This window comes from Haloferax larsenii, from assembly GCF_024730625.1.
Taxonomy (GTDB): domain Archaea; phylum Halobacteriota; class Halobacteria; order Halobacteriales; family Haloferacaceae; genus Haloferax; species Haloferax larsenii.
Map to the genome: position 1 here is coordinate 138,735 of NZ_CP078064.1, position 19,168 is coordinate 157,902.

Consider the following 19,168-nt stretch of genomic DNA (forward strand, 5'->3'; position numbering starts at 1 on the left):
TGCGCTACCTACTCGACACCGGCCGCAATTTAGATACTCCTCGACGAATTCGCTGTGGAATCGTGACGGAAGGGAGTTCGGAGTTGGTGGGTTCCCTGCTAAACCCAGACAGCCAACCGCTCCATGGTACTGTCCCCCGAAGCTGAAAACTCGTGTTTTATATATGTCAATTCAAAATTATCATCCAATGGACAACACGGTCAGTAGACGAGTCGAAAGCGCTCTCGATAAGTACGTCGTGTCGATGCCAGCGACCGCTGCTCTCGTTGCTCTGTTCTGGATAGTTCATCTCCTGAAAGTGGGTGTCTTCCAGTTTTATAGCTCTGACCTCGCCTTGACGCTGTTCTACATTCGATCCACTCACTTGGACTACGTGTGGACGTGGGTGACTGCAACAGTTGGGCACGTGAACCTCCTTCACCTCGTGGTCAACAGCTACTTCGCATTCTTAATCGGTGGATGGGCCGAATCGACCGTCAGAACACGTCGATATCTCGGTGTATTCGTTGTTGGTGGGTCTCTCACGGCACTCCTTGGAACGATAGTCAGTGCTGCGGCATACGGCTATCTCATCGTCGACCTTGGACCCATCGCTGACGTCTCCTCTTCCTCGCCTACGTGGGTCGTTGCTGGGTCGAGCATGGGTTGGCTTGCTGTTCTTGGGATGCTGTTGGCACTGGACCTGAACGGACGGGTGTATCTTTGGAAATTCAAGCCGCGACGGTGGGTTTGGTTCGTCGCGCTTTTCGTTCTCAGCCTCGCTGGCACAGTTAGTGACGTGTGGCTGCTCGGAGTGACCATCGGACACCCATATCACATGGTTGGCTTGGTTCTCGGTGGACTGTACGGACTTTTCGTCGCTTCCGATTGACACCGTAGACCGCTCTGTCACGTCCACAGTGCGGCCGGTGACGAAACTTCACCGGCGTCGAAGGCGAGTGTATCCTGACAGAGGAACCAAGTAACGGCAACCTCACCCCTGCTATACACGTAACATATTTTCCGACATTCTGAACCACAAGACTGTTAATCACGTTATCTGATTGAAACAGACGAGTAAGACTATGCGCCGCCGTACATTCCTCCACGCGTCCGGCCTCGCGGCACTCGGTGCCCTTGCTGGATGCACCGGCTCGAGATCGCCACCCCCGCGACGGTCGAGCGTCGTCTCCGACTTCGAGATGAACAACGGAAAACTGGTCATCGACCTCGCCGACGAGACGTGGGTCACGTCCCGCTACGAACCAGACCAGCAGTCTCTCTCGGGCGTCAGCCCCATCGGCGTCGCCAGCGCGAAAGGAAAGGGCGGAGGCGGTGGCCGAGGTGCAACCGGCCGTGGCTCAGGCGGCTATTCCAGTGCTCCGAGAACAGTCCACGGTCACGCTTGGTACCACGGCGGCGATTACGCCGACGACTGGTACGAGGACAACCGAGGTAAGTTCGACCGGTACAAGGTCGGTGTCGCCGCACTCGGCATCGCGTACCTCGGTGGGACGACCCAGATGAGAGACGACGCGCCGGATGCAGGCCCCGTTCCGTGGGACGAGACGATTCAGAACCCGGACGAAACCGTCACCTACGATATCACCGACCGAAGCGAGTTCCGACGCGACGGCTGGTACCGCGTGGGTGCCAACATCGTCGGGGACAACGTCAACCACGACTTCCGCTGGGAGTGTTTCGACCTCGAAGTCGACAGCGAAAGTCAGGGATTCGATATCGAAGAGCAGTGGAAAGTGTCCCCGCGTATCTGACCGACTGACGACTGCCTGTTGGCCCTCCGCCGCGGCTGTCGTTTTCTGACGATTGCCGCGTTGCGGTCGCAACTGCCCCCTGACTTACCGAGTACCCTCCCTTCGAGATGACGACGACACGAACCGACACCGGCACGCTACTGGCACTCACGTTCGTAGTGTCGTTCTGTAGCTTCGCCTACGAGTTCGTCTACTCGGAACTTCTCACCGTGATGTACGGTGGGACGGTGACTCAGTACGTCATCACGGTCGGCTTGTACTTCTTCAGCCTCGGTATCGGGGCTGCGCTCTCCGACGACCTCGACGCCACGGACCTCGGTGGGAACTTCTTCCGAACAGAGGTCCTGCTCGCGGCCGTGGCTCCTGCGGGGTTTCTGCTCATCGTCGGTCTCAACAGCGTTCGAATTCCACAGGCAGTCCCAGCAGCACTCGTCTGGACGGTCGCGCGTCTCCCTGTCGTCGTCGTCGGGTTCCTCTCGGGCTTCGAACTCCCGCTTTTGACCCACATGGTCGACGAACTCGACGCCGACGAGACAGAGACACCGACGTGGTTTCGAACTGTCGGCGCTACCGTCCACGGCGTCGTCGTCTCCGCAATCGGCATCGTCTGGAATGTCGAACGGACTGACGGACGGCGAAGCGGGCTTTCGGTCGTCCTCGCGATGGATTACGTCGGTGGGCTCGTCGGAGCAGTCGTCTACGCGCGCGTTCTGTATCCTATACTCGGGCTCATTCCGACGATATTCGTCCTGGCACTGCTGAACGGGGTTGCGGCACTCGTCTTCGCTGCTCACTTCGGTCCGTGGTCGTGGTGGCCGTTCGGTCGCGGCAGTGCTCTTTCCCGCCCCGACGACCACGCGCTCTCACTCGGCCGCATCTCCAAGACACTCTTCGTGGTCTGCCTGCTGTTGACGGCGTCGTACGCCGGCGTCGTTGCCAAGCACGACGTGGCCGACGAGCGCCTGTCGCAACTCTACTTGGAACAGCAAATCGAAAACGAGTATCCGCCGGGTGCGATGCGTGCGAACATCGTCTCACAGGAGACCACCACGTATCAGCACGTCATCCGGTACAACCGAACGTGGACCGGTGCTGGTCCGAATCCACACTTCACTGGACAGACCGAGCAGTGTCTCCGTCTCGGTGCGGCCGTGCAACTCTGTGAAAGCTGGGCAGAAAGCTACCATCGGGGACTCGTCGACGTTCCGATGTCGCTCGTAGAGCCCGGCCCGGAGACGAAGGTTCTCGTCGTCGGTGGCGGCGACTGGATTGCAATCGACCACCTCCGAGCGTACAACGTCACCATCGACCACGTCGACCTCGACGACGAGTTCATGCAGGAGGCGAAGACGGACCCCTACTTCCGTCAGTGGCACGACGACGCCTACACATACGACCGGCTGAACACGACCACCGCGGACGGCTATCATTACCTCCAAGAGACCAACGAGACGTACGACCTCGTGCTTCTCGACGTCCCCGGCGCGACGGACGACGACCTCCTCACCCTCTACTCGGCGGAGTTCTATCGCTCAGTTCGCACCCACCTCTCTGACGACGGCGTCGTCGTGACGTGGGGGTACTCGCCGGACGGATATCCCGAACACCACAAAGCCTTCGTCAACACGGTCGGGGCTGCTGGCTTCACACAGCAACTTTCGTACTGGGTCCGCGAGGACATCGACGCCGACGATGAGACCGAACGCGTCGAGAAGTTCTACGTGTTCGCCCCCGGTGACCGCCGACCACTCACTGGGGAGTCCGAGACCGACTACGTCCGGCAACATCGCGACCATTACCGGCACGTCGAATGGCGTGCAGTCCCTCGATATCGTGGCGTTCGAGCGAACTCCATCTTCCACCCGAACTACGACATTCTCGTCGATACGTAACCATGCCCTCCGAATCATCTCACGACCCACCGACTGCACTGCACTTCGGGTACACGACCGAGGTCCCGGACCTGGCGTCTGTCGACGTAAAGACCGTCCACCCGGAGTCGTTGCTGGGCGAACCGGCCGTGTTCACCGTCATCGGTGAGTCACACTACGTCGGTCTCCCCACACTCGACTTCCACGAACTGTGTTCGTGCAAGCCGCTCTCCTCGGAAGCGACGCACGAGACGCCGCTTTCGGTTGGGGTCGCCCACGACTTCGACTTCGAGAGCGAGCACCTTCGCGCCCAGACGGTCGTGGAAGGACGCCCCCTCGACCGCTTCCCCGGTGCGGACGATGCGACCGTCGCGTATCGATTTGGTCCCGACGCGTGGACGACGATTCACGCGACAGACGCTGGCTACGAGACGTATCACACCTACCCCGAGTACGAACTCGCATTGTACACGGAAACTCGCCTGACGCTGAACGCGTCCGGAACAGCTGAATCTGCAGACCGGATTGCCCGACAGACGACAAACCCCACCCCACGACGATGACACGAAACACCACCTACGACGGCGACGTGACGCTGAACGGCTCCGAACAACCACCAGTCGAAGTCCGAGACCCGGCGGACGCGTTCGTCTCGGGGGCGAGCATCGACGGCGACCTCACCGTCCAAAACGCGGAGTACGTCTTCACGCACACGCCCGTGACCGGCGAGACGGCCGCCTCCGACTCCGAGACCGAGACGACGATTCGCGGGAACCTCGAAGACGGATACGTGCAATCGGTCGGTGGCGACGTCCTGCTCACCGATGCGGAGGACGTCTTTATCGCGGCCGACGCCGTCGAAGGGGCGGTCTCTGCACCCGGTGCCGAAAACGTCTACACGGACGAGTCGGTCCCCGTGAGTTCGGCCGACGACTACGACATTTCGACGTTCGGTTGGCAGCAGTCTGGCTCCGCGACTGACCCCGATGCCGGCGTCTATGCAGTGGGGATGGACCACGACGTCGAACTGGAGAAGGTTCGTCAGGACGTGGACCTGTATCTCGTCGGCCACAGCCACGACGTTCGCGTCGATGGTCGCGGTGCGAGTGTGACTGTCCACTTCGTCGGCTACGACAACACCGTCCACGTCGGTCCGTATCTCTCGTCGACAGTCGAGACAGACACCGGCTTCGACAACGAAATCGACGCCGACCCGTACCCCGCAGAGGACCTCGTCGAGATGTCGCGCCGAGAGGCGTACTCGAATGCCGGGTTCGGTCGCCGAAAGGTAACGTTCCAAGTCCCGAACGAAGACGACGATTGGTGTCCGAACTGCGGGCAGGCAGCCGAGGCGATTATCGAACGACACCAAAAGGAGGCGTTCTTCCTCTTCGGGTGGCCGCTGTGGACCTACGACCGAAGTACCAACCCCGCACGCGAGTGCGAGAACTGCTCGCCGAACGCGGTGCACACGGAACTCACGGCGGCCGAGCGACGCGAAATCTTCGACTGAGAACCTAGCCCTATCCGGGTCCGAAGGCCGCGATATCGGAACCCACTGTCGCGAGCGCGTCGGCGGGATTCGGGTCGCTGTCAGCCAGATGCGTGTATCGGTGGTCAGGAATCGTCGCGAGCGCTCTTTCGATGGCTGTGCGGTACGTCTCGACGCCCAGTTCCGGTGGGTCGCCGCCGCCCCAGATGTCTCGGATGACGGTCATGGAGTCGATTCGAACTTCCAGGTGCTGGGGTTCGTAGCGGGCCAGCAGTCCGACCAGTCCGAGTTGGAGCGCGACGTATTCGGCGGTATTGTTCCCCGTTCGAGAGCCCACCGGCCGACCAAGGCGAACGAGTTCAGTTTCCGAATCGTCCATGATGACGGCACCCGCACCCGCTGGGCCGGGATTGCCGCGCGAACTGCCGTCGACGTAGAGGATAAAGGAATCGCTCGTCGGTGTCGGTGCCGGCGGCCTGGTGAGGTCCGACGCCAACAAGTCGTCGAGTGCCCGACGCAACTTGGCTGGGGTGGTTGCGGGGTCGAACAGGCCGCGGTACCCGGGAACAGCGTCGTTGATGGCGTCGGTGGCTGCTTCCATCTCGTAGCCGACGCGCGCGAGCACCTCGTCGACGAGCGCGGCGAGCGGCGAGAGATATTCGGCCGGAAGAGTGTCCTCAGTCACGGTATCACTTGGAGTCTCGTCTTGGGCATCCGCCGCCCGTACCGCCCGTCTTTGGTTGATATCGTCCCGTGGCCCCACCGCTGCATACCGGTCCTCGGTAGTCGAGCGGGAAAGGTCTTCAGGTGGCGTCAGCCGTCGCTCAGTTCGAACAGCCGATAGCCGAGCGATGACTCTACTGGAGGCCGTTCCACCAAGAAATTAGTTAGTAGAACAACAACTATCTGCGGTGGTGGGCTCTGCTCTCACTCGTCGTCAGGTGCTCGGTTCGGTTCTCTCCGTGCTGTGTGTCGGGAGTACGGGATGCGTCTCGACGCCCCCACCCTCGGGTCGTCCATCTCAGAATACGACTGTCCAGTCCACGGTAGTTGACTCGCCTTCGCCATCCACGACGATTCCACCCACGACGGTGACTTCGTATCGGGAGTTGAGCGACGAGGGACAGGCCCTGTTCGAGAAGCTACTTGCACAAGGGACCGTCGAACGTCCCGCAGACACCGTTCCATCGACGCTCTCAGACGCTGAGTACGTTCAGTTCGAGCGCTCGATATACGCTCTTACCGTCGAATTCATCGACCAGATGCTCGCGGAGTACACGTTGCGTGCGACCCCGGTCTCTGCGTCTGCGATTGATGACGAGACAGAGTGGGTCGATTTCGACGCGTTGTCTACGGAAGCGAAAGCTGCGTTCGAAGACGCACTCGATGACGGACAGCACACGGTTCGCGGAGATACGCTTCCGCCACAACTCGTGGGGCATCGATACGTGCGGTACGAGGGGACAACTCACCGTCTCGAAATCGCGTTGTTCGAGGTTCCCATCTGGCGATTGTCGGTTGAGAAGGCATCCACGTAGCGGCGTGTCCCCCGGGTTCCAAAGAGTGGGTGTGATTTGGGGGCTTTCCCGCTGAACAGCAGGACGCAATGTGATTCCGAGCGTTGTCTGGCTGACCAGTGATTAGTGTTTCTGTGGGTCGCGGTTGCAGCGTTCTTTCGACCCCCCGGGGGTTTGGGGATGATTGGGGGTCGACGGAAACACTTGAGTGGGAACGGGGTGTAGGAAGGCTGTGGTGGCCAGATTGGCCATGGTTACAGACGAACCCTAGTTGGGTTGAAGCTCCTCAAATGGAGGACCGGCGGAGGGTGGAAGGTCCAGTTACAGACGAACCCTAGTTGGGTTGAAGCCCGATACGCGACCGGAACCAGAGCATGACGGGTGTTACAGACGAACCCTAGTTGGGTTGAAGCTCGGCCATGTGCTCAGTCGGGAATCTGAACGTCTCGCGTTACAGACGAACCCTAGTTGGGTTGAAGCAACCAAGCGCGGCAGCAACAGCGACAAGAGGCGAGTTACAGACGAACCCTAGTTGGGTTGAAGCAACGCTGCCAACGAGCTCACGCTCAAACGTCGGAGTGTTACAGATGAACCCTAGTTGGATTGAAGCAAGGACGGTTCCACCGGCACGAACAGTACGGTCGAGTTACAGATGAACTTCAGTTGGGATGCAACACTTCGTCCTCCAAATCGAAGTGAACCGCGGTATCGAGTTACGGACCGACTCTTGTGGAGTAGTTGAATCAGTTGGAGTACGCAGCGTATGTGTCAAACCTTATTGGGTGCGTACGAAACGTACAACCTAGATGGGTGGGGGAACGCTCCGAATCACGGACCTATCCGCATTACGTCCGGAGAATTTCAAGCTACGAAATACGAAATTCCTGATGGACGATAGCCTCCACTACGACGTACAAACGCACGAGTCACGACAGCAACTTCGGCACAGTATCTGGGTCGTGAGAAACGGGGATATCAGACGTGTCCTGGAAGACTTCCCCCGAGATGAGCCAGTCCACGACCAGTGCGCATCTTGGATGCACGCAGTTGTCGGCAAGCACTTCTTCCCCGACGCGAATCACCGAACTGCAATTGCACTTCTTCGCCAGCTCCTCGTCGAAAACAGCATCAACCCCGGTCAGTGGTCTCCCGAACGGACGAGGCAGGCACGCGACGAGTCCCACCGAGTCAGAAGAGAAATTGACCCGATTCGACTAGATACGCTCTACGTACGTGACGAACTGTGGGACGTCTGGAAACGCTATTTTGAGGACGTATTCGAACCGGAACCCCTCGAAAAGAGCTAACTACTCTTCGTCTTCTTCCGGGTCGTCTGCGAGGGCAGCATATAGCTCGTGGTTTTCCTCCACATCGCGAGCCATCTGTTTTTCTGCTTCCCAATTAACGCTCATACTCCATCTAATGGCTATCGCTGTATTAGGATTTCCGGTGGTCCGATAGGAGCCGAATCTGTGGCCCACTGTCGTCGGTGTGTTCGATAGCTTGGGTTGGTGAGGTGTATTCTACCCCTCGTCTCTCTGGCTCATCTTGAACATCGGGGCAGTCGCTCATGGTGAGGGCCAAGGAGTGTTCCTGCTGAACGCAATCGGTTCCTTCGACCCCCCGGGGGTTTGGGGGGTATTGGGGGTCGACGGAAACACTTGAGTGGGAACGGGGTGTAGGAGGGCTATAGTGGCCGGATTGGCCATGGTTACAGACGAACCCTAGTTGGGTTGAAGCGTCCAGCAGATGGCCGATCTCGAAGAATTGATGGCGTTACAGACGAACCCTAGTTGGGTTGAAGCAGACAGGCGGCGCGCAAACATCCAGACTTTCAGGTGTTACAGACGAACCCTAGTTGGGTTGAAGCTGCGAGAGTGCCATCACCAGTCCTCCCCGAGCGTGAGTTACAGACGAACCCTAGTTGGGTTGAAGCAGCTCCCAGGACGCCGGAAACTACACCGCCGAAGTGTTACAGACGAACTCGAATTGAAGAAGACCGAATATCGACAGGTGAACAAGACGAGTTCCTGACGACCGTATGGAAATCCGTGATTTCCGTGACGACGAGATGCGCTGCATCGTGAACCATCTGACTCCCAAATGGGTCGCCATCAATACATCTACAAATCTACACTCTGTAACTGGTTCTTAATATGACATCAAATCGAACAGGACCACGGAGCCTCAGCCGCAGTAGTGTACAATGTGCAGGCATCGTGTGTGTCGCTACGGTACTCGTCCCCGTTCTCTTCGTCCTCGTAAGCCTCGCTTTCACCCCTGTCCCACTCTGGCTGTATGACAATCGCCTTGTTGCAGCACTCGCAGTGGTGTTGGCCGCCGGCGCTGGCTATGGGAGCGCGCGGACCATTGGGACGCCCCGTACGGCGGGCTGGACCGCACTCCTCATCTGTGTGACTGGGAGTGTCGTTGGCTGGTTCACCATCCGTGCATTCAGAGTCTGAACACGTATCGTTCGGCACCTCTGACTGAGTGCTCGACGTATCGTGTCCGGAACTCGTCGAACTCTCGGTGTCGTGGCAGTTTACCGATGCGAGCACCGACTTGTGAAACCGAGCGTGCCGCATTTTTGTGTACCGTTCAGTCACCTCGAAATACGACCGAGATACCTCAGGCAGTATCAAAATTACTCCCGCACAGTCCAGTACTACGTCTGGAACCAACGCTAGGAGAGCGAGCGATAAACCAGGGGCAATCCCTCCCCGTTTGGTTGTCCGTCGAGACTCTCTTGCTTCGCACAATCGTTTAAGTATGAGTATTTAAAATATAAGTGTAATGTCCCACGAAGCACGCCTCGATTCGCTTGAGATTCAGAACGTGGTTGCATCCAGTGCTGTCGGTCTGGAATTGGATTTGGAGTCGCTCTCGGACGACGTCCCCGGAGCGGAGTTCAACCCGGATAACTTCCCTGGATTGGTGTATCGGACCCAAGACCCCAGAGCGGCGAACTTGATTTTCCGGTCTGGCAAGATCGTGTGTACGGGCGCGAGTAGTGTCGACGAGGTCAATCAGGCGTTAGAACAAGTCTTCGAAGAACTCGGGAGTCTTGGCATCCCAATCGATGGTCGCGAAGAGGCGACAGTCCAGAACATCGTGTCGAGTGCAGACCTCGGCACGACTCTCAATCTAAATGCGCTCGCGATTGGGCTCGGTCTCGAACATGTCGAATACGAACCTGAGCAGTTCCCCGGCCTCGTCTATCGAATCGACGAGCCGAACGTTGTTGTCTTATTGTTCGGCTCGGGGAAAATCGTCATTACGGGGGCGAAGAAGGTGGAATACGCACGAGAGGCGATTAACGTGGTGAGCGACGAGATTGAATCGCTCGGACTCCTCGGCTGAGTGGATGGGTCTTCTTCGAGAACGGTGGGGTGTAGTTCGGATACTAGCAGTTAGTTGCAGTGTACAACCATCAGTCTCTTGTACCGATTTGGGCTGTCGTTGTACTCTGTGCGCATTATTGTTCGTTCGGGCCACACACCGCTAACCCGACTTGTACGAACTAACTACTGCGTTGTTGACGACCAACTGATTGGGGAAAATTCACAAAATAAATCCCGAGTTGTCGAGCGAGTACGACACAACCGCTGTGTCGTGCGGTTTCAGTTAGTCGTCCGAGCGAACGGAGACGCCTGCATAGTAGGCGACACCGCTGACGATTCCACCGATGGTTACCTCGATGAGGCTGATACTTGGGTCACGACCAAGGGCGATGAAGGCCGCCAGTAGTAGGAGAGACGACGCTACGGCAACGATTAGGGCCGCCGCTCCTGCAGGGATGCTCGTTCCGAATCCAGTTTTGACAGTTGCCATCGTTCAGAGTTTGCCCGTGTTAGATGTACGGTATATCGACGTTGATGATGTCTCCGCTCTCGTTCGGGCCACAGACATCGAGTCCAGACGACTTACAGATCGTCGCAGCTAGGTCGTCACCACAGCCCGAGGCTTTCTCAGCGACGTAGCAGACGGCTTTGACGAATGTGACACACCCAACTGCACCGACGACGCTGATTCCGAGCAGTCCACACAGGAACCCACCGAACGCGCCACAGACATTGCGACAGATGAGCTTCGAAGCGTAGTAACAACCACTACACGAACTGATGTTTAGTACGTCCGGGAGGTCTGGGTAGTTGACCTGCGTACTGACGTCTTGTGCCGAGACACCTTGTGCACTCTGTCCCTTACTAAGGTCGTCGATGAGCGTCCGAACTGCCTTCTCGTTCGGCTTCGATGTCGTTTTGGTAAATGGGCCGTCAGTCTCCTCAGCAGTACTCGAAGCGACGCCCGATTTCGTTTCAGCGGAGTCGTCGCCTAAGAGATCGTACCGTTCGAGTTTCTTGAATACACCATCCTCGTGGTAATGCTCGACGTCGAGTTCGGCGACAACTATCTCGTGAGATTCGGAGTCCCGTCCGAGGATGATTCCCGCGCGGGTGTTCTCTTCTGCATCCTGTAGTTCGTACGAGGCGACCTCACGCTTGAAGTCCTCCGCGTCGACACTACCGACGTTGAGTTCGGACTTCCCCCAACTGAACGAGTATCCAAGCTCCTTTGCCTTCTTACGTAGTTGCTTGAACTCGTCGGTCTTTGCAATCGCCTGTGCGATTTTCTTTTTCTTCTTTCCGTCGTGTATCGTGACCGGGTCTGGATTATCTCCCTTTGCGGCCGCGACTGAGACATTTAGCGTCGACCCGATACCAACCGAACCCAGTGCTGCCATCCCTTTCAGTACCTTTCGCCGATTGGGTTTTTTATCTGTCATCTACAGCCGAATCGTGATACTCCAGTAACATAATAGTCTCCAATTCCTGTCAATGAAACATATATATGTGTGGCGAGAAGGAAATGTGAATAAATGGTGACCAATCTAAACCGAACGGTACGAGTCTATGGCTCGATTCTCGTTCTCACGACCGGACTTCTCTGCGGTGGTTTGACTGTCGCCTTATTCATCTCCGCCTCTTGGGTGGTTGAAACGCTCGGCTTGGTTGGATTCGGAATATATGTGGTTACAACCTTCGTCTGTGCAATCCTCTCGTTCATGTTCGACCTCATTGGAAACGTCAAAGAGGCGTTCGCCTAGAGAATCTGCTGATGCTTACCGGTCCTATTGAGAGCTTCGTCGCGGCCATGTCGACGAATGGACCGCAACACGCGGTGAGATATTCGAATCTGTCGCGACTGCCGACGCTGATTTAAACGGTGACAAGCAGAATTCCACGGGTCACCGCACCCGTGGATGAATGCGACAATCGCCCGACTTAAATCCAATCTTCAACTGAAAGTAGGCGCTAAGTCCCCTTCCTCAAGGAGCGAACCGCGTTAGCGGTGAGCGAGTAGGGTGGGGTAGTTCACCGGACCTCTCACCAGAACTGGACACCGTCATACTCTCCGGCTCTCACGAGTTCCGACCCGTCGAATGGGCCGTATAGCTACCACGTACACCGGTGCGGTCTCCAGCAAAAGCTACCACGGAGGGGCCGCTATGTGGGGTCATGTCAGGAATTGTGTTCTTCAAAACTCGGAATCGGGACAAAGTATCCCAGTGGTACCAAGAGAACATCGACGCCGACGTCTGGCTCGAACAAACTGGATGTACCATTCTCAATTCGGGCGAGTTCAGGTTCGGCTTCTGTGACGGTGAAGAGACCGAGACTGATGGGATTCTGACATTCGTGTACGACGATGAGGAAGCCGTCGACGAAATGCACGAACGACTCGGCGACGCCGTCCGCGAGAATCCTCACGAGAACGAGCAGTATCAGATATACCAGTTCTTCGCTGAAGACCCGGATGGACGTACCGTCGAGGTCCAGACGTTTCTTCACGATACTCCAGCCGTTGGCAACTACGCCTGAATACTGTCGCGTCTCGCTGAACCGCTGTTCCCGACCGCTACGTTCATCATTTCCTGTCTTCAAGCAGAGCCAATGGAAGTACGACGACGCTCTCTCCTCGCGCTCGCTGCGGCTGGAGTTGGCGGAACCCTCGCTGGGTGCACGACGAGTAACGAGTCCACGGAGAGTGAGGGCTCCACCGAAACCGAAGCGTCCGACCCCACTGAGTCAACTCACACGAGTGGACAGACCACGGCAACGTTGCGAACAACCAAAGGCGACATCGTAGTCGAACTCTACGCGAATCGCGCACCCCGAACGGTCGACAACTTCGTCGGCCTCGCTACCGGTTCGAAGACGTGGGTCGACCCCCAAACTGGCGAGTCGGTTGACGGCGAACCGCTCTACGAGGATGTCCTTTTCCACCGGGTCATCGACGACTTCATGATTCAGACCGGCGACCCGACCGGAACCGGTCGCGGCGGCCCAGGCTACCAGTTTGACGATGAATTCCACGAGGAACTCCGACACGACGGCCCCGGTGTGGTTTCGATGGCCAACGCCGGCCCCGACACGAACGGCTCGCAGTTCTTCATCACGCTCGCCGCACAGCCGCACCTCGACGGGAAGCACGCTGTCTTCGGGCAAGTCGTCGACGGGATGGATGTCGTCGAGGCGATTGGAGCGGTCGAAACCGACGGCGCTGACCGCCCGGTCAACGACGTGCTTTTGGAGTCGGTGACAATCGAGACCGAATGAAGGCTATACGTGCAACAGCCTGAATCGTCCAGCGACTAGCCCAATCGTCACTCCGGTAAAGTGAGCCACGAGCGCACTCCCCGGCGCGCTGTATTGCAGTGTGAGCACGAGGGCAACCACGACGAGCACAACCCCGATAGCCCACCGTGGAACGCGCAAACGGTCGACGATACCCTTCGTGAGGATGTTCGACGTCAGAACGTAGCCGACAAGCGCGAACACAGCACCACTTGCACCGAGGACGCCAATCGGCAGGCCAAACAGAGACAGTGCGAGGACTTGAACCGCGCCAGCTATTGCCCCAGTGACGACGAAATAGAGGTGAAACCGCCCCCACGATGTCGACATCGCCACCAATCCCCCAGCTACCACGAGTACTACTGCGTTACCGAAGAGGTGCGCTGGCCCGATGTGTGCATACACACTCGTGACGAGCGTCCAGGGGTGGGCGCTCAAGGGCGCGGTGAGGACAAACAAATCACGACCGAAACCTGCAACCACAGACACCCACGTTGCCAACGAGACACTGACCATCAAAACGAGCGTCTGCACGACGGGGTTCCGCACAATCGCCCCCACAAGCGTTTCGTCGGCTCCCGGATTGGAATTGTTCACGACGGGACTGTACTCATCTGCCATTGGTGAGCATACTGGCCAGAATCGAATAAGTGTAGCTCAGCCATTCCGCGGTATTTTACCCAAGAGTCGAGTTCGGGGCGTAACAGTACAGACCGGTAACATATTCGTGGATGGGCCCGCTTCTTTCAGAGGTGGTATCCTTCCAACTTCCCGACCTATCGGTATTCAAACCCAGCAACTAACTTTAGTCTTCTTGGACTGCACCAAGATATATGGCTAGAATCCTCTCTACAACGCGCCTCGGACGAGTGGTAGACATTATTCTGGCTGCAGTCGTTCTACTAGCTATTTTAGACCACTCTAACGTGGTTACGGTTGCTTCGACAAACATCTACATATTCTTCTTTATCACTCCGCTTGGGTTTCTCCGTTTATACGTGGAGTATCGATACAAGAAACGGTCCATCAAACAAAAAGACTGATTCTTCGTTTGGCACTGTCTAGTTACGCCAGTGTGAGGAACGAGCGGGTCGTTGTCGAAGTCGACGTAGTCTGTCGACTCACCTACTCTGTAACCGAGAAAATAGCTAAGATTCTGCGTTGTGAATACGCTCAAAACGCACCTCTATTGGAGACAGTAACACGGTGTTGTTGGGACGGAATCACTCAGTTACAGAGATTGGCCCGAAAATTTTTGTTGTAGCCATTCGACGGTGCAGAAAGTGTTAGAGAAGATCAGATCGCTTGGTCGATTTGACACATTCCTCTTGCTCATACTGGGGATCATTTTCCTTGGCTTATTCATCCGAGTAATGCAAGATGTAACGACTTTTCGAGACCTTTTAATTAAGATGGCTATATTTATTGTAGCAATCGCAGTTTTCTTTCTTTACGCCGTCTCAAAATGGCAAGATAGGTCCGGTCTCTAAAGCCATAATGAACTGGAATATGAATCCTCAGCTGTTTGCGCAATGACCATCCGAAAATATGCCAGAGTGTAGGAGGAGATCCCTCCAACTAGACACTATGACTGATTAATCCCAAATCTCTCCACCAATATCGCTTACACTTGGCGGTGACGGAAATTTGGGAAGTTCGTCCCAAACCCAATCGAGCGCAGCACCTGCTGTGCTCCCCGGCAGGTCAGGTTCTTCTCCCTCAACCAGACACACAAAGCAGGCTGCACAATTCAGTTGTTTTACTGAATCGTTACAGAAGGCGTAGAAACAGACGACGCAAATAATGGCTCCGCCGCCGCTTGCAGCTGCCGAACAGAACGAGACACACCACCGACACGTGGTAAAGAGGTCAATTATATACGTCACACAGCTTGAACAGGTATCATCACACTCGGTCCCAAGCGCTTCCAAAGGCTCGTCTGCTAGTTTTCCGGTGATCCAGTCTTTAAGAATGTCCTTGACAACTTTCGTCGCTGCTGATGTAAGCCCTTGTGTGGTTACCCGCTGCGACGACAGATTCGATGATGTAACCTCAAAACCACTGGCGCTCCTTGCTCTGCTTCGCCCTGTAGAACTTGACGACCCAGAACCAGGGAGTTTGTGCCGACGGGGATCGAATTCTTCTCCGACTTTGACTGTGTAATATTGTGTTTCGCCTTCACCAGTCTCGGGGTCTTTAACGGAGAGAGTGGCCTGAAAGCCATTGATTGCTGTATTTGCATGGACCTGCCCACCGGCAATCTCGCCCTGAGTATCGACCTGTGATAGTATCAGTTCCTCTTCCTCATCAGTAGCATTGCGTGTGAACTCTAATTCGGACTCACCCGCACCGATTGATCCTCCAGTTTCTGCCACAATCGGATACGCTTCCGGTGCCGTAGAAAGGTCCATATCAAATGTAAATATAGCTCGTACCTCAGAGCCACGCTCGAATGCATGCAGCATACCGTCTTGCATGTTGACTTTCATCAACACAAGCTCCCCGTCAGTGACCTCCCCATCCCCCTTGATACGTCGCTTCTCTATAGCGTCTGTATCTGGTAACGACTCAACACCGATCTCTGTGAGAATTCGTTCAACTCCTGGTGCATTCCGAATTTTTTTGATATCATCCTGTGTGGCCTCCTCCGCTTGGACAGTCCCGAATAGTGTAGACATTGCTGTCCCACCGACTGCACCAGTTATTGCGGTCTTTCTCAGTATATCTCTTCTTTTCAGTTCTTGGCCGGTTTGCTCTCGCTCTACCATCAATTAACCACTGTTGTGTAAATGAATAAATCACTTTTCAATGTCATTTGGTCCCTATCGTTTCGACTGGTGCGTGGAGGCATGCTTTTTCTATAGTTGGCTCTGGTAAATCGCCAGACGACAGTTTTTCACGGCACTGCCTAGTTAAGCCAGTGTGAAGGGAGACGGGGGACCGGATCCTCAGTCAGACCGTTCCTGCGAGCGCGCCATCGCTCGCAGTCGTTCGAGGCGGGTCTCGATTCGCGGATGCGTCTCGAACGGTCTACGGAGTCGCTTCCGGACCCCCGAAAACAGCCCGTTCGCCCCGGTTCGGTCGGGTTCGACGATGGCAAACGCCGATAGCTCCGGGGTTCGGATATCCGACTCGGGTCGGTCGGGAAGTTCATCGTCGATTGTCTGTAACGCCGTTGCGAGCGCGGTCGGGTGACCCGTGATTGCGACCGCGCCACGGTCGGCCGCGAACTCCCGCGCCCGCGACAGCGACGCCGCAAGAAAGTGTGCACAGAGCCACACCGGTAACACGAGCCCGAGCCCGAGCGTGAGAAACAGGTCGGGGAGATCTGCGCGACTGACCTGTCCGTGTTCGACGCCCGGCGTCGGCCCGGAGAGTAACGTGACGACGCGATGTGCGGCCCCGATTGGGAGCGCTGCCGCGGTCATCACGGACACGTCGCGGTTTTTCACGTGGGAGATTTCGTGTGCGACCACCGCTTCGAGTTCATCGGCATCGAGACAGTCCAGCAACTGCTCGCTCACGACGAGTCGCGCAGTCTGCGGCGTGAACCCAGTGGTAAACGAGAGCGGCGAATCCGACGGGACCAGATATATCGTGGGTCGCGGTGCGTCCGCTTGCCGGCAGACGCCGTCAACGACTGCGAACAACGCCGGGTACTCTGACTCGTCGGCACGCCGCGCCCCGATAGAGGCGATTGCGTGGGTCGGAGCCTCACGTTCGCCCCACACGGCGAGAGAGAGGACGAGCAGTGTACAACCGCCGATAATCGCTCCGGCGAATCGTACGGACGTCACCTGCGAGATGGACACGATGAACTCAGAGACGAGTCCGGCGCTCACTAACATGAGCGAAACGACGACACCGCTGGCGATACCGACGGCGAGGACGCACACGGCGAGCGCCGCGAGCGACGCTGCCATTCGAAGTTGTAACCGACGGCTTGGGGACCAATCCATACACCAGGCTTCGGGGACTGTCAAAAAATAACTTTGAATGGAGGTTTCGCCCGGCCGAGTGAAGTCGGCGTCCCGACCCAAACTGCTAATACAAATGACATTTTCAAGACACGTAATGCCTTCCAGCAACAGTATGGACAGCGTCAGCGCGTGGAGAGCGGCGGTGTTCGTCGCGTTCGCCCTCTTCTTCGGGTTCCTCGTCTGGTTCATCGACGAACCGCTATCGCGTTCACTGCTCTCGGTTGCGGTGTTGACGTTCGTCTTTCTCGGAGCGAGCGCGTTCAAACCGGTCGTTACACACCCACTGTACAACCTCGTCTCGGCGGTGTACACGACGCTTCTCTTCGCCGGGATGTACTTCGGTGGGGCATACAACGACGTCGTGTTGCTCGTGCTGACAGTGCTCTCGACACTCGGTGTCGGCGTCGAAGTGTACAACTACCGCCACGGTACGAGCTACCTGCGTCTCGACTACTCGTGAGTTCGGCGCGGCTGAGAATATTGTTTCGGCGGACAGTGAACCAGCCGAGACGAGTCGTACACCGAAGCACCTCCACATGACTGCCCCCAACGCCCCCAAGAACACACCCGAACCGACAGTACATCTCGTTGGAGAGTCACATCTCGGACAGCACGACCAGCTCTCCGTGGCCTCGAACGACTGCTGACGACAGCGGATATCGCTGTGTTTTACACCGAACACCCAGCGGAACTGCCAACCATCGCAGAGTATGCTACTGCTGCCGTCTCCCTTCCACTCTACCTGATCGGGATGTGTGTGACCCAGATGCTGTATGGGCCACTCTACGCACTTCGTTCCGGCACACAACAGGCAGTCGAGACTGAAGCTGTACGCGAACTCTCCTCCGAACACGGTGTGCCGGTAGTCCCTGTCGATACCCACCCGTCACAGGTGGTGCCAGAACTCTCCGTGGGCTGGCATGCTGTTGGGTGGCTCGGATTGTTGCTGGGCGTCGCTGTGGCACCATTTCAGATTGGCGTGTTCTCTGTCTGGGTCGTGGCGTGTACTGGCCTTCTCATTCTGTTTAAACGCCGCCGAGTCACGTATGAGACGCCCTTGGCACTGCTTTTTGGCTGGGGTGGACTTGTGGCTATTGTCCCACTTGGACTTGTCCCGCTTGCGTTCGGAGTGGTCGCCTTCATCGCGCATGGGCTCGTCATCCGCGTGACGGCGGAACGCAGAGAAGCGGCGATGGCCCAGCGGCTGCTCGACCACGTTCCCACATTCACCGACCAGGATGTCTGCCTCACTGTCGGGGAAGCACATCTTGAGGGGCTTGTAACGGAATTTGACGCTCGTGGCGTCGAGACGGTGCTGCACACCGATCTCAGCGACCAGGCGACTGCTTCGGACTGAGATTCACCTCCCCCTGGGGGAGTGGTGGAGTGCCCGGGGCGTTCCCCCACCGCTTACTGTCTCCACACGTTGTTCCTCGACGACCACGACGACCGTGCGTGGAAGGCGGCAACGGTCGCCGACCGACTCGGGCTGGAGACGGACGCTGTTAGTTCTATTCGTTCCCGGTTAAAGGAACGCGTGCTCGTGCGGCACAAGCGGCCGTACTGGGCGATTACGGACGACAAGGAACGGCTCCAAGATGCCTACCAACTCCACCGATACCACGAGCGAGCAGACGAACAGTACGGTGCGGAACGTCTCGAGGAACTCCGACCTGATGAGATGGAAGACGTACAGTGACTGCGTTCGAAGAACTGAGACGCGGCGACAGCATCTGGACGACCGACCCACTCGGGAAACGAAGTCACGTCCTCCCGTGGTCGCTCGCGACACTCAGGAGTGACAGGTCCGCCCGATAATCTGACTGGGTGGGGTTTGGGAGTCGACGACTCTATCGAAACCATTAGAGACTGAGAGAACCGGCGTGAAACAGACAGAGGGGGATGTAGCAACCCGA

The 19,168-nt window shown here is 57.1% G+C and carries 20 protein-coding genes and 1 CRISPR repeat array; of the genes, 14 read left to right on the plus strand and 6 right to left on the minus strand.

The window, feature by feature from the left end; translation table 11 throughout:
• Positions 1-187: 187 nt before the first annotated feature.
• The 5 genes from KU306_RS16475 to KU306_RS16495 all read left to right on the plus strand — a co-directional run bounded on the left by KU306_RS16475 (position 188) and on the right by KU306_RS16495 (position 5,138).
• A complete protein-coding gene (locus KU306_RS16475; RefSeq protein ID WP_007542371.1) occupies positions 188-871 on the plus strand; it encodes a rhomboid family intramembrane serine protease in 684 nt (227 codons plus the stop codon).
• 193 nt (positions 872-1,064) lie between these two features.
• A complete protein-coding gene (locus tag KU306_RS16480; RefSeq protein ID WP_007542374.1) occupies positions 1,065-1,754 on the plus strand; it encodes a hypothetical protein in 690 nt (229 codons plus the stop codon).
• A gap of 107 nt (positions 1,755-1,861) precedes the next feature.
• Positions 1,862-3,646: a spermidine synthase gene (locus KU306_RS16485; RefSeq protein WP_258303642.1), complete on the plus strand. Its 1,785-nt coding sequence runs from the start codon at positions 1,862-1,864 to the stop codon at positions 3,644-3,646.
• A gap of 2 nt (positions 3,647-3,648) precedes the next feature.
• Positions 3,649-4,188 (plus strand): hypothetical protein, encoded by a 540-nt coding sequence (locus tag KU306_RS16490; protein WP_258303643.1) that lies wholly within the window; start codon positions 3,649-3,651, stop codon positions 4,186-4,188.
• Positions 4,185-5,138 carry a DUF8108 domain-containing protein gene (locus tag KU306_RS16495; RefSeq protein ID WP_258303644.1) on the plus strand — a complete coding sequence of 318 codons (954 nt, stop codon included), beginning with the start codon at positions 4,185-4,187 and terminating at the stop codon, positions 5,136-5,138. Before KU306_RS16490 ends, KU306_RS16495 begins: the two co-directional genes overlap by 4 nt.
• 10 nt (positions 5,139-5,148) lie before the next feature.
• Here KU306_RS16495 and KU306_RS16500 read toward each other — a convergent pair whose 3' ends face one another.
• A complete protein-coding gene (locus KU306_RS16500; protein ID WP_258303645.1) occupies positions 5,149-5,802 on the minus strand; it encodes a ribonuclease HI family protein in 654 nt (217 codons plus the stop codon).
• Positions 5,803-6,208: 406 nt separating this feature from the next.
• On the opposite strand from KU306_RS16500, the gene KU306_RS16505 reads away from it, so the two are divergent.
• The 3 genes from KU306_RS16505 (at position 6,209) to KU306_RS16515 (ending at position 9,997) form a co-directional block, all read left to right on the plus strand.
• Positions 6,209-6,655 carry a DUF7979 domain-containing protein gene (locus tag KU306_RS16505; RefSeq protein ID WP_258303646.1) on the plus strand — a complete coding sequence of 149 codons (447 nt, stop codon included), beginning with the start codon at positions 6,209-6,211 and terminating at the stop codon, positions 6,653-6,655.
• Positions 6,656-6,887: 232 nt separating this feature from the next.
• A CRISPR array of direct repeats spans positions 6,888-7,245; the repeat unit is 30 nt; unit sequence GTTACAGACGAACCCTAGTTGGGTTGAAGC.
• Between the two features lie 276 nt (positions 7,246-7,521).
• The gene (locus KU306_RS16510; protein ID WP_258303647.1) at positions 7,522-7,941 is read left to right on the plus strand and encodes a hypothetical protein; all 420 of its coding nucleotides are present in this window, start codon (positions 7,522-7,524) and stop codon (positions 7,939-7,941) included.
• Positions 7,942-9,430: 1,489 nt separating this feature from the next.
• On the plus strand, positions 9,431-9,997 hold the full coding sequence (locus KU306_RS16515) for a TATA-box-binding protein (RefSeq protein WP_007541949.1): 567 nt from the start codon (positions 9,431-9,433) through the stop codon (positions 9,995-9,997).
• A gap of 264 nt (positions 9,998-10,261) precedes the next feature.
• Here the strand turns inward: KU306_RS16515 and KU306_RS16520 are convergent, their stop codons facing one another.
• Together KU306_RS16520 and KU306_RS16525 are read right to left on the minus strand one after the other, a co-directional pair.
• Positions 10,262-10,468 carry a hypothetical protein gene (locus KU306_RS16520; RefSeq protein ID WP_007541950.1) on the minus strand — a complete coding sequence of 69 codons (207 nt, stop codon included), beginning with the start codon at positions 10,466-10,468 and terminating at the stop codon, positions 10,262-10,264.
• A 19-nt stretch (positions 10,469-10,487) separates the two neighbouring features.
• Positions 10,488-11,420 carry a halocin C8-like domain-containing protein gene (locus KU306_RS16525; protein ID WP_206536420.1) on the minus strand — a complete coding sequence of 311 codons (933 nt, stop codon included), beginning with the start codon at positions 11,418-11,420 and terminating at the stop codon, positions 10,488-10,490.
• Positions 11,421-11,513: 93 nt separating this feature from the next.
• Between KU306_RS16525 and KU306_RS16530 the strand changes: the two genes are divergently transcribed.
• The 3 genes from KU306_RS16530 to KU306_RS16540 all read left to right on the plus strand — a co-directional run bounded on the left by KU306_RS16530 (position 11,514) and on the right by KU306_RS16540 (position 13,254).
• Complete coding sequence (locus KU306_RS16530; protein ID WP_258303648.1) at positions 11,514-11,741, plus strand: hypothetical protein; 228 nt, start codon at positions 11,514-11,516, stop codon at positions 11,739-11,741.
• A gap of 412 nt (positions 11,742-12,153) precedes the next feature.
• Positions 12,154-12,516: a VOC family protein gene (locus KU306_RS16535; protein WP_258303649.1), complete on the plus strand. Its 363-nt coding sequence runs from the start codon at positions 12,154-12,156 to the stop codon at positions 12,514-12,516.
• A gap of 72 nt (positions 12,517-12,588) precedes the next feature.
• Entirely contained in the window at positions 12,589-13,254 is a 666-nt protein-coding gene (locus KU306_RS16540) for a peptidylprolyl isomerase (RefSeq protein ID WP_258303650.1), read from the plus strand.
• A gap of 3 nt (positions 13,255-13,257) precedes the next feature.
• On the opposite strand, the gene KU306_RS16545 is transcribed toward KU306_RS16540, so the two are convergent.
• The 3 genes from KU306_RS16545 to KU306_RS16555 form a co-directional block, all read right to left on the minus strand.
• Positions 13,258-13,893, minus strand: a complete 636-nt coding sequence (locus KU306_RS16545; protein ID WP_258303651.1) for a rhomboid family intramembrane serine protease — start codon at positions 13,891-13,893, stop codon at positions 13,258-13,260.
• A 974-nt stretch (positions 13,894-14,867) separates the two neighbouring features.
• Positions 14,868-16,040: a hypothetical protein gene (locus tag KU306_RS16550; RefSeq protein WP_258303652.1), complete on the minus strand. Its 1,173-nt coding sequence runs from the start codon at positions 16,038-16,040 to the stop codon at positions 14,868-14,870.
• A 180-nt stretch (positions 16,041-16,220) separates the two neighbouring features.
• Positions 16,221-17,231, minus strand: coding sequence for a M48 family metalloprotease (locus tag KU306_RS16555; protein ID WP_258303653.1), 1,011 nt, complete (start codon positions 17,229-17,231; stop codon positions 16,221-16,223).
• 115 nt (positions 17,232-17,346) lie between these two features.
• Here KU306_RS16555 and KU306_RS16560 point away from each other — a divergent pair, with 115 nt between their 5' ends.
• The 3 genes from KU306_RS16560 (at position 17,347) to KU306_RS16570 (ending at position 18,951) form a co-directional block, all read left to right on the plus strand.
• Positions 17,347-17,712 carry a DUF8064 family membrane protein gene (locus KU306_RS16560; protein ID WP_258303654.1) on the plus strand — a complete coding sequence of 122 codons (366 nt, stop codon included), beginning with the start codon at positions 17,347-17,349 and terminating at the stop codon, positions 17,710-17,712.
• Positions 17,713-17,916: 204 nt separating this feature from the next.
• Positions 17,917-18,609, plus strand: coding sequence for a hypothetical protein (locus KU306_RS16565; protein WP_258303655.1), 693 nt, complete (start codon positions 17,917-17,919; stop codon positions 18,607-18,609).
• A 21-nt stretch (positions 18,610-18,630) separates the two neighbouring features.
• Complete coding sequence (locus KU306_RS16570; RefSeq protein ID WP_425499551.1) at positions 18,631-18,951, plus strand: MarR family transcriptional regulator; 321 nt, start codon at positions 18,631-18,633, stop codon at positions 18,949-18,951.
• Positions 18,952-19,168: the final 217 nt, after the last annotated feature.

Coding starts and splice junctions, on each gene's coding strand:
- KU306_RS16530 (WP_258303648.1), top strand. CDS start 11,514: ATGGTGACCAATCTAAACCGAACGGTACGAGTCTATGGCTCGATTCTC.
- KU306_RS16510 (WP_258303647.1), top strand. CDS start 7,522: ATGGACGATAGCCTCCACTACGACGTACAAACGCACGAGTCACGACAG.
- KU306_RS16555 (WP_258303653.1), bottom strand. CDS start 17,231: ATGGATTGGTCCCCAAGCCGTCGGTTACAACTTCGAATGGCAGCGTCG.
- KU306_RS16550 (WP_258303652.1), bottom strand. CDS start 16,040: ATGGTAGAGCGAGAGCAAACCGGCCAAGAACTGAAAAGAAGAGATATA.
- KU306_RS16480 (WP_007542374.1), top strand. CDS start 1,065: ATGCGCCGCCGTACATTCCTCCACGCGTCCGGCCTCGCGGCACTCGGT.
- KU306_RS16515 (WP_007541949.1), top strand. CDS start 9,431: ATGTCCCACGAAGCACGCCTCGATTCGCTTGAGATTCAGAACGTGGTT.
- KU306_RS16560 (WP_258303654.1), top strand. CDS start 17,347: ATGCCTTCCAGCAACAGTATGGACAGCGTCAGCGCGTGGAGAGCGGCG.
- KU306_RS16535 (WP_258303649.1), top strand. CDS start 12,154: ATGTCAGGAATTGTGTTCTTCAAAACTCGGAATCGGGACAAAGTATCC.
- KU306_RS16485 (WP_258303642.1), top strand. CDS start 1,862: ATGACGACGACACGAACCGACACCGGCACGCTACTGGCACTCACGTTC.
- KU306_RS16495 (WP_258303644.1), top strand. CDS start 4,185: ATGACACGAAACACCACCTACGACGGCGACGTGACGCTGAACGGCTCC.
- KU306_RS16545 (WP_258303651.1), bottom strand. CDS start 13,893: ATGGCAGATGAGTACAGTCCCGTCGTGAACAATTCCAATCCGGGAGCC.
- KU306_RS16490 (WP_258303643.1), top strand. CDS start 3,649: ATGCCCTCCGAATCATCTCACGACCCACCGACTGCACTGCACTTCGGG.
- KU306_RS16520 (WP_007541950.1), bottom strand. CDS start 10,468: ATGGCAACTGTCAAAACTGGATTCGGAACGAGCATCCCTGCAGGAGCG.
- KU306_RS16475 (WP_007542371.1), top strand. CDS start 188: ATGGACAACACGGTCAGTAGACGAGTCGAAAGCGCTCTCGATAAGTAC.
- KU306_RS16525 (WP_206536420.1), bottom strand. CDS start 11,420: ATGACAGATAAAAAACCCAATCGGCGAAAGGTACTGAAAGGGATGGCA.
- KU306_RS16540 (WP_258303650.1), top strand. CDS start 12,589: ATGGAAGTACGACGACGCTCTCTCCTCGCGCTCGCTGCGGCTGGAGTT.